At 37.9% G+C, this 14,439-nt stretch carries 12 protein-coding genes and 1 pseudogene; 9 read left to right on the top strand and 4 right to left on the bottom strand.

Annotation, left to right across the window (positions count from 1 at the left end; genetic code table 11):
• Positions 1-29: 29 nt before the first annotated feature.
• The 4 genes and pseudogenes from I6N90_RS08435 to I6N90_RS08420 form a co-directional block, all read left to right on the top strand.
• Positions 30-215, top strand: a pseudogene (locus tag I6N90_RS08435) (hypothetical protein); the annotation flags it as partial.
• A 146-nt stretch (positions 216-361) separates the two neighbouring features.
• On the top strand, positions 362-2,686 hold the full coding sequence (locus I6N90_RS08430) for a glycoside hydrolase (protein WP_197935795.1): 2,325 nt from the start codon (positions 362-364) through the stop codon (positions 2,684-2,686).
• A gap of 27 nt (positions 2,687-2,713) precedes the next feature.
• Positions 2,714-3,361: a response regulator transcription factor gene (locus tag I6N90_RS08425; RefSeq protein ID WP_197935089.1), complete on the top strand. Its 648-nt coding sequence runs from the start codon at positions 2,714-2,716 to the stop codon at positions 3,359-3,361.
• Positions 3,354-4,739, top strand: a complete 1,386-nt coding sequence (locus I6N90_RS08420) for a sensor histidine kinase (RefSeq protein WP_197935088.1) — start codon at positions 3,354-3,356, stop codon at positions 4,737-4,739. Before I6N90_RS08425 ends, I6N90_RS08420 begins: the two co-directional genes overlap by 8 nt.
• On the opposite strand, the gene I6N90_RS08415 is transcribed toward I6N90_RS08420, so the two are convergent.
• On the bottom strand, positions 4,725-5,114 hold the full coding sequence (locus tag I6N90_RS08415; protein WP_197935087.1) for a hypothetical protein: 390 nt from the start codon (positions 5,112-5,114) through the stop codon (positions 4,725-4,727). The genes I6N90_RS08420 and I6N90_RS08415 overlap by 15 nt on opposite strands.
• A gap of 460 nt (positions 5,115-5,574) precedes the next feature.
• Positions 5,575-6,552, bottom strand: coding sequence for an oxidoreductase (locus tag I6N90_RS08410; protein ID WP_197935086.1), 978 nt, complete (start codon positions 6,550-6,552; stop codon positions 5,575-5,577).
• Positions 6,553-6,699: 147 nt separating this feature from the next.
• On the opposite strand from I6N90_RS08410, the gene I6N90_RS08405 reads away from it, so the two are divergent.
• Positions 6,700-7,134, top strand: a complete 435-nt coding sequence (locus tag I6N90_RS08405) for an Lrp/AsnC family transcriptional regulator (protein ID WP_197935085.1) — start codon at positions 6,700-6,702, stop codon at positions 7,132-7,134.
• Positions 7,135-7,218: 84 nt separating this feature from the next.
• On the opposite strand, the gene I6N90_RS08400 is transcribed toward I6N90_RS08405, so the two are convergent.
• Positions 7,219-7,938, bottom strand: a complete 720-nt coding sequence (locus I6N90_RS08400; RefSeq protein WP_197935084.1) for a 3-ketoacyl-ACP reductase — start codon at positions 7,936-7,938, stop codon at positions 7,219-7,221.
• Between the two features lie 190 nt (positions 7,939-8,128).
• On the opposite strand from I6N90_RS08400, the gene I6N90_RS08395 reads away from it, so the two are divergent.
• The 4 genes from I6N90_RS08395 (at position 8,129) to I6N90_RS08380 (ending at position 13,695) form a co-directional block, all read left to right on the top strand.
• The gene (locus tag I6N90_RS08395) at positions 8,129-8,803 is read left to right on the top strand and encodes a response regulator transcription factor (protein WP_197935083.1); all 675 of its coding nucleotides are present in this window, start codon (positions 8,129-8,131) and stop codon (positions 8,801-8,803) included.
• The gene (locus I6N90_RS08390; RefSeq protein ID WP_197935082.1) at positions 8,800-10,164 is read left to right on the top strand and encodes a sensor histidine kinase; all 1,365 of its coding nucleotides are present in this window, start codon (positions 8,800-8,802) and stop codon (positions 10,162-10,164) included. The genes I6N90_RS08395 and I6N90_RS08390 overlap by 4 nt, the downstream gene beginning before the upstream one ends.
• A 304-nt stretch (positions 10,165-10,468) precedes the next feature.
• Positions 10,469-11,416 (top strand): alpha/beta hydrolase, encoded by a 948-nt coding sequence (locus I6N90_RS08385; protein ID WP_197935081.1) that lies wholly within the window; start codon positions 10,469-10,471, stop codon positions 11,414-11,416.
• Positions 11,417-11,670: 254 nt separating this feature from the next.
• Positions 11,671-13,695: a serine hydrolase domain-containing protein gene (locus tag I6N90_RS08380; protein WP_232242917.1), complete on the top strand. Its 2,025-nt coding sequence runs from the start codon at positions 11,671-11,673 to the stop codon at positions 13,693-13,695.
• Between the two features lie 112 nt (positions 13,696-13,807).
• Here the strand turns inward: I6N90_RS08380 and I6N90_RS08375 are convergent, their stop codons facing one another.
• Positions 13,808-14,359 carry an RNA 2'-phosphotransferase gene (locus I6N90_RS08375; RefSeq protein WP_197935079.1) on the bottom strand — a complete coding sequence of 184 codons (552 nt, stop codon included), beginning with the start codon at positions 14,357-14,359 and terminating at the stop codon, positions 13,808-13,810.
• Between the last annotated feature and the right edge of the window lie 80 nt (positions 14,360-14,439).

The following is a 14,439-nucleotide window of genomic DNA, read 5'->3' as shown; positions in this document are numbered from 1 at the left end:
ATGGATAAAAATGGTTCATAATTGGAGGGGCAACACTCGATCTTAGTGAGGTTGCACAAAGCCGATTTGATTTTGACGTTGTCGGGCATTATAGCCGTCCTGATGTTTTTCAGTTGATTGTTAATGATGATAAGCAGGAGATTGTGCGGAAGAAAAAAGGGATTAAAGATGAAAAGGTGAAAGAGACGATTTATGGAACGGGTGTCAGACATTAATTTAATGTGGAAAATGAGGTCGCAAAATGCGGCCTTTTTTTGTGCTTATCGTTTTTGGATTACGATGTATTCGTCATACTGATGTAACATTCAATCTTTATATTGAGGAGGCGGAAGTAAAGAAGATAATTGAAGGAGTAGACTACATGGAACGAACGATTATTTTAAGTTTGGTGGTTATCATTTTATTTGGTGTATTGTCAGGTTGTGGGGAAGGGAAAATCACTGAAAATCAAGTCGAAGTAAAAGTAAATCCAACAGAAAAAGTGGTTACGAAAAACTTTTCATTTTCTGTAAAGCCAGAAACATTTGAAATTACGATTAATAAAGACGGTATAAAGGAGCAAGCAGCAATTCCAATACCTGCGTCAAAAGTAACGGATTATAAAAAAGATGCTCAAAAAGTGCAATGGAGCTACTCCGAACATAAAGTGAAGGTCAACATTGAAAAGAAACCAACTTACCTAGACATCACGATCCAATCAACGGGAGCAGATCATTTTCAATGGCCTAAAGTGAACGCTGTTAGCTACATGCTACCAATGTGGGAAGGTAAATTTATTCCGAGTAATGATTCAAACTGGAAGATGTTCCTGAAAGAAGAGGAAATAAGTTGGAGTGAGACCTTTTCCATGAATTTCTTTGCATTAAACAAGGCAAGTTATTCATTAGTATACATTTTGAAAAATGCCTTTAATAATGACGTCACATTTGATACAGAAAAGGATATTCAACTGCAATTTTCGCATGAGTTTCCTTCTGTTAATTTGGACAAAACGTATGGCTTTCGTTTGTATGTCACGGACAACGATGCTACTCAAATAGCGGGGCTTTATAAGCAGGAAGTGGAAGCGAAGTCGGGCATTGTTACGCTTGATGAGAAAGCAGAGTCCAATCCAGAAATTAAAAAGCTTTACGGAGCGCCACATATTTATTTGTGGAATAACGATCTAATCACTTCTTTGGACATGGACTGGGATAAATGGATGAAGACTTTGGAGAGCCCTTTCTATCCAAGGCTTTCACAACTATTGGAGCAACATACCGAAGATGGTGCGAGCGAATTTAACCAAGTACTTAATGAAGTTACGAAACAAAGTTATTTGGATAAGTACCAGAAGTCCGTTATTGTACGTGCATTTAATCAAGCTTTGAAGTTGGAACAACTTTACGATTCAAATATTTTTAAGCCGATAGATGAAGCTACTCAAAAGTTAATTAGCAAAGGGATTTCAAATTTAAGTGAACAAAAGTTGTACGAGCTTAATAAAATGTTGATCAAAAGCATTCTGAAAGATGCAATTAGACCTATAGATCAATGGGGTAAAGAGAATTCGTCTGAAATTATAGACGAGATGAAGCAGCTAAACATTAATAATGCTTGGATTGGTTTACCGAATTGGAGTAATGGATTAATGAATCCAACGTTTGTGGAACAAGCGGAACAAGCAGGATATCTTATTGCTCCATATGACTCGTATCATTCGATTCACAAAAAGGAAAATAAAGATTGGAACACGGCTTATTTCGGCGATAACAACCTATATGAGCAAGCGACTATTTTAAATAAAAAAGGTGAATATGTAAAAGGATTTCTTGGTAGAGGTAGGAAGCTCAACCCGACGTTGTCGCTTCCCATTGTTAAAGATCGGTTGCAAATTATTTTGCAAGACGGAATTACGTATAACTCATGGTTTGTCGATGCCGATGCAACAGGTGAGGTCTACGACGATTATTCAAGGGAACATCCCACTATTCAAGAACAAGATATGAAAGCAAGATTAGAAAGAATGGCGTATATCGCTAACGAAAAAGGGATGGTTGTCGGCTCTGAAACTGGAAACGATTTTGCAAGCGGAACGATTGCTTACGCTCATGGTCTTGAAACACCAGTCATTAAGTGGAGTGACCCTGATATGAGAAAGAATAAGACAAGCCAATATTATGTAGGGGGCTATTATTCTCCGACAGGTGGAATTCCTGAAAGATACCGTAAACAAGTTCCGATAAAGGATCTATACAAAAAAATCTATATTGATCCTACTTATTCTCTGCCGCTTTACAAGCTGGTCTATAATAATTCTGTCATTACAACACATCACTGGGAATGGGGAAGCTACAAAATTAAGGATGCCGTTGTCGAACGGATGATGATGGAGTTTCTTTATAATGTCCCGCCGTTGTATCACTTAGATGGGCAGGAATGGGAAAAGGATAAAAAACGAATTGCCGCGTATTTAAAGGATTGGACTCCGTTCCATCAAAAGGCGGTTACTCGACCGATGACGGGGTTTCACACACTTACGCCAGATCGTCTTGTACAAAAAACGAACTTTGGGAGCGATATGAAGGTCATTGCTAACTTCTCAGATTCTGACTACAAAGACGATCAGGGAACTACGATTAAGCCGCAATCTATAGTTATATACGAAGGCCGTATCAAAAAAGCACTCGATTTAGCAGCTATTTAATGAAAGATGGTCAGGAGGGCTGCACAAATGAACTTATTACTCGCAGATGATGAGCCACTTATGCTAAACATATTAAAGTCTTATTTCTCAAAAGAAGGGTTTACAACTTTTCTAGCACAGGATGGAGAAGAGGCGCTGGATCTGTTTTATAACAATAAAGTGGATTTAGCAATTCTTGATTGGATGATGCCAAAGCTGACCGGCGTTGAGGTGTGTCAACTAATCAAGAAACAAAGTCAAACGAAGGTATTACTATTGACCGCTAAAGGTGAGCAGGAGGATGAATTTTTCGCGTTACAATCGGGGGCGGACGATTATGTTCGTAAGCCCTTTGATCCGCGAATATTACTCCTTCGTACGAAAAAACTGTTAAAAATGGCATCCAAAGTAACGATAGGTGATTTGATGATTGATCTGGAGGGCCAGAAAGTTTATAGACATGGAGAAGACGTATTTGCTACCAATAAGGAATTTCAACTCATGAAATATTTTATAGAAAACAAAGGGTTAATCGTCACTCGGAAAATGTTACTCGATCATGTATGGGGATTCGATTATTTCGGTGAGGAACGTACGGTCGATACGCATATCCGCAGACTTCGGGAAAAGATTGGTGAGCATTATATTAAAACGCACAGGGGAATGGGATATTGCCTTGAAAATTCCGATGAGTAAACTGAGTAAAAAGTTGATTTTACGTATAACGGTTGTACTTGGTATCGTAATCGTACTTTCAATTGTTATTAATTCGTTTTTCCTTCCTAAATATTTTCTTTATCAGAAAAAGAATAAGCTTGAAGATTTAACTTCACAACTCGCTACATTAGAATTTAGTCAATTGCTGAAGCAGAGCGAGCTTATGGAAGAAGAGTATGAAGTAACGATTGTATCAGCCTCTTTAAGGGATACGACCGACGAATTAAATAGCCATTTAATGGAACAGTTGAATCGGAAAGATATCACACTCAGCAAGTTCTGGCTTACAGATGAAAGTATCGCAAAGCTGCGTGAGGGTGGGAAAATAAACAAAATATATGATCAAACAAAGCTAAAGTCGCGGTACTTAGTAAACTTTTTACCGATTGAAGGTTATGTATTTGCTATTGGGGAATCTATTTCCCACTCATCGGATACGATTAGGATCGTCAATCAATTTAATGCGTACATTTGGATTGGGGCATTATTGCTGCTTATTCTATTATCGGCTTCGTTTGTAACTAGAATTGTTAAGCCAATTGCAAAACTGAATGAAACGGCAGAGGGTATTTCTAAACTATCGTTTACTAAAGTTGACATTCGTACTGGAGATGAAATTGAGTCCTTAGCTCAGAGCATCAACAAAATGAGTGATAAATTGAAGGATGCCCATCATAATCTGGAACAAAAAAATGAAAATTTGAAAACGTTTATTGCTGATATTTCACATGAATTAAAAACACCGTTGTCCTTAATTCAAGTGTACGCTTCTGGGATAAAAGATGGCTTAGACGACGGTACCTATCCAGATGTGATTAAGCAACAGAGCGAAGCGATGGCAAATATGATTAATCGATTGTTGGAGCTGTCTAGATTACAGGCCGAATCGTATACTTTTGTACCAATTAATTTTGCACTATTGTTAGAAGAGACGCTTGAATCTTACCAAACAGCGTTTAGGCAACAGGGGATCGAACTTGAAGTGGAATATGATAAACCTACGAAATCATGGGTTATGGCGGATTATGTGAAGCTTCAATCGGTTCTGCACAACTTTCTGACGAATGCGATGAAATATACGACCGATAATCGCGTCAGATTACTACTGGTAACAAAAGAGGAAACGGTTGATTTCCGAATTTCCAACGGTGCGGATACTGAAGATAAGGATAAGTGGGAGCGGGTGTGGGAACCATTTTTTGTTATGGAGAGTTCCCGTAGTAAAAAGTTTAGCGGCACCGGTCTCGGACTATCTATTACTAGAACTATATTGGAAAATCATCAAGCTACTTATGGTTTACAGGTACAGGAGGGGATGGTTGAATTTTATTTTTCATTAGCTTTATTGCGACGATGATAAAAAATGTTTTAACAGTTGTATAGTTTCTTTCGTATTTTCGTTCATACCATCTGTGTCATTCTGAGTAATTGTTTGCTTAGAAAGGGAACGTGAATAGTTTTCAGTGCTTATACCCTCGTCTGCGGCTTGTTTCGTTTCGTTCAATAGAACTTTTGACCCGTCAGAGTTAATAAGATATTGTCTAACATACGCTCCTTCTTTTGCAGTGATTAGTTTGCCTTTCTTTTCTACTGATTTATCGTTAGTTTCTTCGTCTTTCTTTTTTCCAATTGTTTGTTCGAAAAGTGTTGATTGGAACAACTCTTTATTAGTTGATAGATTGTTGCCTTTGCCCTTTTGAATAAAAATAGGATTATAGTTATTAATACGCAAGATCTCACGTCCTTTGATAGTTGTTTAGATATAGTAAATGAACTTATTATTGAAATATCGGCATTTTCAGCTCATAAATGAATAAGTTAACTCGGCTAAAGGAGACTAAAGAACCTCATGAATTTATTTGTAGTTGGAGATGTACATGGCTGCTTTCATACGTTTAAAAACTTACTAGTGCGTCATTGGAATCCCGAAACGGAGTGACGAGACATCCCATTCGTGGAATATAGATACTGGTGCTTACAAGAAGATTGCACTTAGTGCTATTAGGATGACGGTTTTAGGTGAAATACTTGAAACTATAAGGTTTGAAGTCGATTCGAGGGATGTGAGTGTATAGGTGTAAGTGTTATGAAGTCGAATGTTTATATAGAAGATTAACAATAAGCGAAGGTACCTTTCAATTAGATACCTTCGTTATTTTAGGTTAATGTAATTGTACATAACTATAATTTTTCTAAGGAATCAGTAAATGTTCAGCATAGTCTGGATCATCTAAAAGAGGGCGGCCAATAGCAATTGCATCAGCTAATTGATCTGCGAGAACATGGTTTGCAAGGCTGCGGGTATAAATCTTGCCAACTGCAATAATGGGAATGTTGAAATGCTGTTTGATCGCAGCTGCATGTGGTAACTGATACGCTTCGTATACGTCACTTGGTTTAACGGGTACATTCCCACCTGTAGAGACATGAATCGCATCTAATTCAGATTCAAGTGGTTGTAACAACCTAACCCAATCCGCCGGAGTTAACCCACCTTCGGAATAGTCGGTTGCAGAAATTCGAATAATTACCGGATAGTTTCTCCCAACTTCTCCTCTAATTGCAAAAAGAACCTCTTTCAGAAACCGTGCTCTGTTTTCGGAAGTACCCCCATACCTATCTAACCTCGTATTCGTAAGTGGTGATAAAAATTGATGAATTAAAAACCCATGAGCCGCATGAATTTCAATCCCATCAAACCCTGCTTTTATACTTCGTTTGGCTGCAAGACGGTATTCCTCAATAACTTTTGCGATCCCCTCAGCAGATAAAGACTCTGGAGTGCCGTAATGATCGTTGTATGCAATCGCACTTGGTGCAACTAAAGTTTCCGTAACTTCAGGTGAAGATTTTCTCCCACCATGCGATAACTGAATAAAGACGGGTGTTTGATATATATGGATCGCGTCCGTAATTTTTCTCAAAGGCTCCACATGACGATCCGTATAAATGCCGATATCATTTGCCCACAGTCTCCCATTTGAAGAAATTGCAGTGGATTCCAAAATAACGAGCCCGACATGTTTTGCCCGTCTAGCGTAATGTTCAACGTGATGATTATTAGCAAAAGCTTCTGGTGTACCCATGTATTGTTGCATGGGTGCCATAATTAGTCGATTTTTTAATCGGAAGTTACCGAGAGACAAGGGATTATTTATTGTAACTGACATCGGGCATTCTCCTTTTCAAATGTGTAGTTACATTTTATTGTAGAAAACCTATCATTTACATAGTAATATTAAGGAAGATCGTGTATATAAACTAAATTAATTAGTTCTTTTAAGTTTCTAACCTTTATAAATGAGGTGATTGTACGAATGGATCAAATTGATTCCAAAATTTTATCTTTGATGTACGAAAATGCTCGATTACCTGTATCTGAAATGAGCAGAATGATTGCGATGTCGCAACCAGCTGTGACAGAAAGAATAAGAAAGCTAGAAGATCAAGGAGTTATTGCTGGCTATCGTGCGAAGCTCAATCCTCACAAACTAGGTATTTATACAACAGCTTTTGTATTGTTTAAAACAAATATGTGCAACGATTTTGTTGCATTTAGTGAATCTTCTCCTGAAATTGTTGATCTTTACAGAATAAGCGGAGAGTATAACTTTTTGATGAAAGTGTTATCCCAAACGACTGAATCAATGGCGGATTTTCTTGATAAATGTAGTCCATACGGATTTTCAACGACGTTAATTGTTCTCTCGACTGCTTTCGAAGATAAAAGTGTGGTTGGGCTGCGAGGATGATTCAGCATAATCACTTTCAAATGAAAAAGCCTTTCGGAATCGTTTCCGAAAGGCTTTTAGAAGTATTTATTGCAAAAAAACCTCTTACTGTGGATTCGTTGTCCAAATCCCAGCCGTTTTTATAAATACACGTTGTGGAAGCTTCAAAGTCGCCGTAATTAGCTCAGCAACATCTTCTGGCTGCATCATGCGATCTTCGTCACCAATTTTTAGACCTGCATTAACTGCTAGTTCAGTGTTAACTGTACTTGGTGTAAGACCAGTCACACGTATGTTGAATTTGCGTACTTCTTGTAAAAGGGATTCTGTTAAACCCAATACGGCAAATTTGGAAGCACAATACGCTGAACCTGTTGCAAAGCCGCGTTCTCCAGCAGTAGAAGCTACATTTAGGATGCTTCCTTCATTTTGCTCAATCATAGTAGGTAAAACAGCTCGGGTTACATAATATGTACCCATTAGATTTACTTGAATAATTCTTTCCCAATCACTTGGGTCCATATCCATAAAGGTGCCGAATTGGCCAGTACCCGCATTGTTGATTAGGATATCTACTGAGCCTAGTTGTTCAATCAATGTGGCAACAGAAGCATTAACTTCATCTTGTTTCGAAACATCCGCTGTAGCGTAGTATACTCGAATACCATATGTAGAGGTCAACTCTTGCTGAAGAGCTTCAAGATCTGCGGAGCTTCTAGCAAGTAGACCCAAATGTACTCCTTCTTTGGCAAGCGCGATAGCAGCAGCTTTACCGATACCTTTTCCTGCACCAGTTATTAGAGCGGTCTTGTTGTGTAGTGTCATAATCATTTCTCCCCTTATCTGGTTCTAGTTCATTTTTTATTTAGAAATGTACTTTACAATTATATTTGAAATAAGAGGTGAACACAAATTTCACCAAGCTGATTGATTATTGAGCAGATTTTGGACATACATTATAGTAGTATGATAGTAGAAGATTGATAGCTTTGAGATAGAGAGAAGGAGAGATCGGATGCCTACAATTTTAGTTGCTGACGACGATGCGAACATCCGTGAGCTAGTCTGTTTATTTCTACGTAATGATGGATTTGAAACAGTTGAAGCCACTAACGGCAAAGAAGCTTTGGCAGTCTATGCTAAGGCACCTGTTGATCTGGTTATTCTTGATATTATGATGCCAGTTATGGATGGTTGGACCTTATGTAAGGAACTTCGTAGAGCTAGCCCTGATCTTCCGCTGCTAATGTTAACTGCTAGGGGAGAAACGTGGGAGAAAGTAAAAGGCTTTCAGCTTGGGACGGACGATTACTTAACGAAGCCGTTTGATCCACTTGAGTTAACCGTTCGGGTTAGAGCGTTGCTCAAACGATATCGAATAGGTTCAACTCAGAGTATTAAATTCGGCAATATTGTACTTGACCGACAAACATATAAAGTTACCGATGGCACGAAGTCTTACACATTACCTCTTAAAGAGTTTGAGCTACTTTATAAGCTTGCTGCAACACCCGGACAAATATTTACCCGCGAGCAATTAATCGACCAAATATGGGGAATTGATTATGCAGGAGATGAACGGACAGTAGATGTACATATTAAACGACTACGTGAAAGATTTGCTTCTACACCAGATTTTCACATCGAAACGGTGCGAGGGCTTGGGTATCGGATTGAGGTTAATGAATGATTAAATCTTTATATTTCCGTGTTGTATTGACATTTTTAGTCTCCGTTATTGGAGGTACTATTTTAGCGTTTATTTCAATATATTGGTTATCTGAAGAAAAATTCGATGAGGTATTAAGGACGGACTTAATGCATTTCGGTCATGATATCACCCGAATTTATGAGATATTGCCGTATGATAAAGCAGAATCTTATGTTCGAGAAATGAAGCAACTCGATGCTCATTATATTCGGATTTTTGATGAGACTGGGCAGATTGGAACTTACGGAGTTCCTACTGGAGAAATAATAACTCATATTTCTACTGAACAAATAAAAAAAGTGCTAGAAGGCGAAGTTGTTTATGAAAAAGCTAATGTTATAAATAATCAAATGATGGGATTGCCACTTCGAACAGATAAAGGAATAAAAGCGATGTTTGTCACACCGATTACTCCTTCGTTACATTTTTTAATAAAATGGGTAGTAGGTTTTTTAATCGCTTCGCTAGCTATGGGGAGCCTGTTGATGTTAGTAGCTGCTAAGTATCTAGTAAGTCCTATAAAAAAATTAACGGTCGCGACTAGGCGAATTGCATCTGGAGATTTTAATGTAAAGCTGAATATTAAACAAAAGGGTGAGCTTGGTACACTCGCCCGCAGTTTTGAAGAAATGACACATGATCTACAACAACTTGAACATATGAGACGGGATTTTGTTGCTAACGTATCACACGAGGTACAATCACCTTTGACTTCGATTTCAGGCTATGCAAAAGCGATTAAGCAAGTCGATATTACGAACGCCGAGCGGAGCCGTTATCTCGATATTATAATCGCAGAATCGGAACGTATATCCAAAATGAGCGATAGTTTATTAAAGCTTAGTATGCTAGATTCACAGGCACATCGGATGCAACTAACTACACTCAAACTTGATGAGCAGATAAGACGAGTAATAGTCGCTAGTCAGCCGCAGTGGCTAGCACGCAATATTCGATTTGAACTGGATTTACCAGCCGTTCATTTAACAGCTGATCACATCCAGTTAAATCAGGTGTGGACTAATTTAATTGGGAATAGTATAAAGTTTTCGGAGGATGGTGGTACCATTTCCGTTAGTGTTGAGCATGACTTTAAAAATGCGACAGTAACGATTTCCGATTCTGGAATTGGGATTTCGCCTGAGGACCAGAAACGAATATTCGAGCGTTTTTTCAAAGCGGATCGATCACATAGTCGGAAATATGATGGGAGCGGCATGGGACTTGCTATCGTTAAGCAGATCGTTTCTCTTCATAACGGTATCATAAAGGTTAAAAGCGAAGCTGGTCGTGGAACGACCTTTATAGTCACTTTGCCACTTCTACCACCAATTGTTTAATCAATATCTGAGAGATGTTAAGCAGAAATCGTTTCTTTTCTAACAGCTATCGATTCAAATGCAACTTTTCATGCATTTGAATCGATAGTTTTTTTGCTTGTTCATATTCAGTTCATATTCACGTCATAGGTAGTACATGTTCTTCGTTTAAGCTTTCTTTAGTGGCGCATTAAGACAGCCCAACATAGAGATGACGACAGGAGAAGATGCGAGTGAAACAACTAGAAGTAATGAAGTCGTGGATAGGTATAAGGAAAAGTAGAGTACGAGTTGCAAAAGTCACAATAACCCAGGTGAATAACTGATGAAAAAAATACTTAGAATTTTATTGAAAACAGTAATAGTTATTGTTCTATTAATCGTACTATTTATAGCGATCGTATTTATCGCTAATAAGATCAGCAATAAGTCGGATCTAAAAAAGATTGACACATATGGTCAATTAGTACCTGTAGACGGGAAAAATATGAATGTATTAATTGAAGGTGAAGGAGAAGAAACAATCGTTTTATTACCTGGATATGGAACAGCTTCTCCGGCTCTTGATTTTACACCGCTTTTGAAAGAGTTAACTCCATTTTATAAGGTAGTTGTTGTTGAGCCATTTGGGTATGGATTAAGTGATGGAACGGATAAGGAACGTACATCAGAAAATATAACAAATGAAATCCATGAAGCTTTGCAGAGTCTAAACATTGATCGATATATTTTGATGGGACACTCCATAACAGGCATTTATGGTTTAGAATATATAAATAAATTTGAGAACGAAGTAAGTGCATTTATCGGAATAGACACTAGTGTTCCAACGCAAGACGGTATGGATACTGAATTTCCGATTGGAACATTTAAGCTACTTAAAAGTTCTGGATTTGGCAGATTGATGCTAAAGTTTGGTCCTGATCCATTTGAAGGACTGCCATTTGATGATAAAACGAAGAAACAATTAAGGTTGATTACTCTCAGAAATATGTATGAACCAACTACTTTGAATGAGATGGAACATTTTTCGCAAAACTTTAAATCAGCTCAAAGATTAAAATTCCCAAATAACATGCCACTACTCTTATTTATACAAGGTGGGGTTAATGAAGGCCAAGAAAATTGGATTCCTCTCCATGAAGAACAAGCTAAAGATTCTATCCACGGGGAAGTGGTGAAATTAGATGGTGGTCATTATTTACATCATACGCATTCTAAAGAAATCGCAGAAGGCTTAAAGGTATATATGGAAAAAATGAAATCAATATAAAAGATGAAAATATATAAGAGTCGATCAGTTCACGCCATAACGTGAATCGATCGATTCTTTTTTTTTCAGGTTCATATTCAGTTCATATTCACGTCATGAGGAGTACATCTTCTTCATGTAAGATTTCCTTAGTGACTGGTTAAATCCAGTTAATAAAAAGATGAAGACAGGAGACGATGCGAGTGGAACGAAGTGAAGTTAAGCGAAAAGGAAAAAAGCGGTTTTCAATATTAGCCTGTACGCTAGCGCTAACGATGCTTGTACCAACAACTGCAATGGCAGCTGGGAACAGTAATAGTAGTTCCTACGAAGTGACTAAGAAATCAGCTGCGGAGAAAGCTAAGCTACTAACAGAAACGTACGGAAACACAAGTGTGCAATATGCTCTAATCGATAATGGAGAAATTGTAATCTCAGGGCATGCTGGCAGAAACGATTTAAAAAATAAGATTCCTCTTTCTTCTGAAACAGTCTACGGGATTGGTTCAACGAGTAAAGTAGTACTTACTGCGGCTGTAATGAAGCTAGTTGATGAGGGTAAAATCGATTTAGATAAGCCTTTAGTGAACTATATTTCCGAATTTAAAATGAAAGATGAGCGTTACAAAAAAATTACTCCACGAATGCTGCTCAATCATTCTTCAGGTTTACTTGGAATTTCACCACGCAATGCAGCTTTATTCGATGACAACGATACCTATACACACGATACTTTGTTAGAACAACTTGCTACTCAAAACCTAAAAGCGGACCCAGGCGCCTATTCGGTTTATTGCAACGATGGTTATACGTTAGCTGAGATTTTGGTGGAACGTGTTAGTGGTATAAGTTTTACAGCATTTATAACGAAATTCTTCATCGAACCTTTAGAAATGAACAATACAAATACCCCTATGGATGACATTGATTCATCAAAACTGGCTGCCGTTTATCACCCTGCTTATAATGATCAACTACCAAGCGAAGTGTATAATATTATCGCTTCAGGGGGCATTTATTCTACAGCTGAAGATGTTGTAAAGTTCTCGCAAATTTTTACGGGAGAAGTTGATGATATTATTTCAAACAAGTCGGTAACGGCTATGGAACAAGCAGAGTACAAAAAGGGAATGTGGTCTCCTGAGGCGGATACAACTTTTTCGTACGGATTAGGCTGGGATAGTGTGAATTTGTTCCCGTTTAACGATTACGGTATTAAGGCAGTAACAAAAGGTGGAGACACCATGTCGTATCATTCATCGTTAGTGGTTCTTCCGGAACACAACATGGCTGCAGCAGTGCTCTCTTCAGGTGGATCTAGTGCAACAGATCAATTGTTAGCAAATGAACTGTTGCTTGGTGTATTGCAAGAGAAAGGTGTTATTAAAGAGCGTAAACCAGAGAAGTCATTTGGTTTGCCTGTTGCTGCAACTATGCCTGAAGAAGTAACACAATTTGGCGGTATTTATGGTGGAGCAGGCTCGATTGCAAAGGCAGAAATAAGTAATTCGGGTGAATTATCATTATCTTTAATCGGTGCACCAAATTATCCTGTCGAGAAGCTTACTTATACGGAAGACGGTACTTTTGTTAATACGGAGGGTACTTCAAAGGTAAAGTTTGTTGTAGAGAAAAATGGGCGCACCTACATGTGGACGCGGGTTTATATTCCGATTCCGGGACTGGGAACAGTAGCAATGTCAGAATATAACTTTGAAAAGCTAGATAAAAATGAGCTATCAAAAGATGTAGCAGCAGCTTGGGAGAAACGTGATGGCAAAAACTATTATTTGTTGAATGAGAAATATACTTCGATGTCTTACTTTATAAGTGCTCCAATACAATCAATTAAACTAGAGAAGGAAGCTCCGGGTTATTGGATCAATCAGAAAATAGTAGGAGCGAATAAAGCAATTAATCAATTGCAGATCCCGAATATGGCAGGACGTGATACGATTGAATACGATTTCTATTCGGAAAACGGTGTTGAGTATGTTAAAGCATTAGGCCACATTTATGCGAGTGAAGGCGCAGTAAAACCGCTCCATACGGGTAAACGTTCAAAGACTACGATAGCAGCAGATGGTTATGCGAAGTGGTATTCTGTACCTGCTGCAATCAAAGGAAAAGTAATTTCTGTTAAATTGCCCGAGAATGGTGGGTTTTCTGTCTATGATCAAGCTGGCATCTGCATAAATAATACCGTGGTAAGTGGTAAAGACGAAGTTGTTTTACCTGAAAACGGAAAAATAGTTTTTGCAGGTGATGCTGGCTCTAAGTTTGAGGTATTAATAAAATAATTACTACCTTTTCGAAGGCTGTCTCAGAAGTGATTGCAAGATCACCTCGGGCAGCCTTTTTTACTTAATTAATCCTTAAGGGAAGATTTAAAAACACGGATCAATGTAACTTTTAACTAATGTGCTCAGCAATACATTCAGGTGGAATAAAGTCTGAAAGCCATACACCATTATTAGCTAAAAAAAACTTAACGCCTAGAGTATAAGCAGATTGTGTATGGATATTTAGAATAACTAACTCACCACGCCTCTTACCAGCAAGTGTTGCAAAATCAATTGATTCAGAAAGATGTACATATTTTCTACCCATTGGTTTAATGCCCTCAGATAAAATGATAGAAGACACTTTTGTGTTAGTTCCATGAAACAAAATAGATGGGGGCATAGCTTCTTTGTAATTTATTTTTTCTGCACTGTGGCCATAATTTGCACGGATATAAACACCCGTGCGTTCATATCTTTGTTTCTCACAATTATTCACCACATTTTCGATATCGTTAATACTAATTTTGCTCCATCTAGATTCTTTTTGAATTGCTGCTACTAAAGATTCAACACTACAGTAACCGTCACTATCTAAAATAATGCCAAACTCTTTTGGAGAGTGACGCAATATTTTACTCATGAACTTACTAAGCGACATTTCTTGGTTCTTTGATAACAACTTGTTTTCTTCCCTTCACGTAATTGAATATTTTGAAAATAAAGTTAGTTTTATTTTAACACCTAATAGAATTTAATGTT

Origin of the sequence: Paenibacillus sp. GSMTC-2017, assembly GCF_016019935.1 — a bacterium.
Lineage (GTDB): Bacteria > Bacillota > Bacilli > Paenibacillales > Paenibacillaceae > Pristimantibacillus.
This window is presented reverse-complemented; position numbering and strand designations above follow the sequence as displayed.

Coding starts and splice junctions, on each gene's coding strand:
- I6N90_RS08385 (WP_197935081.1), top strand. CDS start 10,469: ATGAAAAAAATACTTAGAATTTTATTGAAAACAGTAATAGTTATTGTT.
- I6N90_RS08400 (WP_197935084.1), bottom strand. CDS start 7,938: ATGACACTACACAACAAGACCGCTCTAATAACTGGTGCAGGAAAAGGT.
- I6N90_RS08420 (WP_197935088.1), top strand. CDS start 3,354: ATGAGTAAACTGAGTAAAAAGTTGATTTTACGTATAACGGTTGTACTT.
- I6N90_RS08390 (WP_197935082.1), top strand. CDS start 8,800: ATGATTAAATCTTTATATTTCCGTGTTGTATTGACATTTTTAGTCTCC.
- I6N90_RS08405 (WP_197935085.1), top strand. CDS start 6,700: ATGGATCAAATTGATTCCAAAATTTTATCTTTGATGTACGAAAATGCT.
- I6N90_RS08380 (WP_232242917.1), top strand. CDS start 11,671: ATGCTTGTACCAACAACTGCAATGGCAGCTGGGAACAGTAATAGTAGT.
- I6N90_RS08425 (WP_197935089.1), top strand. CDS start 2,714: ATGAACTTATTACTCGCAGATGATGAGCCACTTATGCTAAACATATTA.
- I6N90_RS08395 (WP_197935083.1), top strand. CDS start 8,129: ATGCCTACAATTTTAGTTGCTGACGACGATGCGAACATCCGTGAGCTA.
- I6N90_RS08430 (WP_197935795.1), top strand. CDS start 362: ATGGAACGAACGATTATTTTAAGTTTGGTGGTTATCATTTTATTTGGT.
- I6N90_RS08410 (WP_197935086.1), bottom strand. CDS start 6,552: ATGTCAGTTACAATAAATAATCCCTTGTCTCTCGGTAACTTCCGATTA.